Source organism: Streptomyces sp. LS1784 (genome assembly GCF_020103755.1).
Taxonomy (GTDB): domain Bacteria; phylum Actinomycetota; class Actinomycetes; order Streptomycetales; family Streptomycetaceae; genus Kitasatospora.
In genome coordinates this window covers 1-710 of sequence record NZ_JAHSQD010001227.1, presented here as the reverse complement: position 1 = coordinate 710, position 710 = coordinate 1, and the positions used below count along the sequence as shown (strand labels likewise).

At 75.2% G+C, this 710-nt stretch carries 1 protein-coding gene; it reads right to left on the bottom strand.

The features are described 5' to 3' along the window. Positions 1–253, bottom strand: a 253-nt coding sequence (locus KS423_RS46680) for a hypothetical protein (protein WP_374120203.1), incomplete at its 3' end; no start/stop codon positions are given. Positions 254–710: the final 457 nt, after the last annotated feature.

Here is a 710-nt window from a genome sequence, read left to right as displayed (position 1 = left end):
CCCGGTCCAGCTCGGCCCGGGCGGCGGTGAGCGCGGACTCCAGGGCGGCGGCCGAGGAGGCCTTGTCCTCGGCGTCGGCCCGGGCCCGGCCGATCTCCCCGGTGGTCGGGTACGGCGCCTGTCTCCCGGCCCGGCCGGCCGCCGGTCCGCCGGCGAGCGGCCTGCCGGTCACCGGGGTGGCCTGGACGGCGGGGAGCAGCCCGAGCAGGGCGGTGAGGGACAACAGGAGGGTCGGCAGGATCCTGCGCGCCACGCGACATCCCTTCTGACGGGTCCGGAGGGGACGGCGTCGGACAGCGCACGGCGTACGGGCAGACAGCGGCCCGGGGGCGGCGGGAAGTCCGACGAATCATCCCATCACGTGACAGAACGGTCACATGGCGCTCATGTTCTCAATTCCGGCGGCCTTCACGCCCGGAAAGCACTCCGCAAGTCGGGTGACTATCGGATGATCCGACTACACCTCGACTCCGACGGGGCGCATGAGGAGCAGGTCGGCGAGGCAGGCGGGAAGCGAGCGCGCAGAGGCGGACTACCGGCTGATCCGGCGGGTGTGCGTCCGCAGCCGGTGACGCCGCTCGGGCCGGCTCTCCAGTCCGGTCGGACCGGCGGCGATGGCCCGACTGCGCCCGGCCCGGACGGTCCGGCGGCGCTGCTGCGCCAGGCGGGAGCGGACCGGACCGGCCTCGGTCGGCCCTGACGCCGGGCCC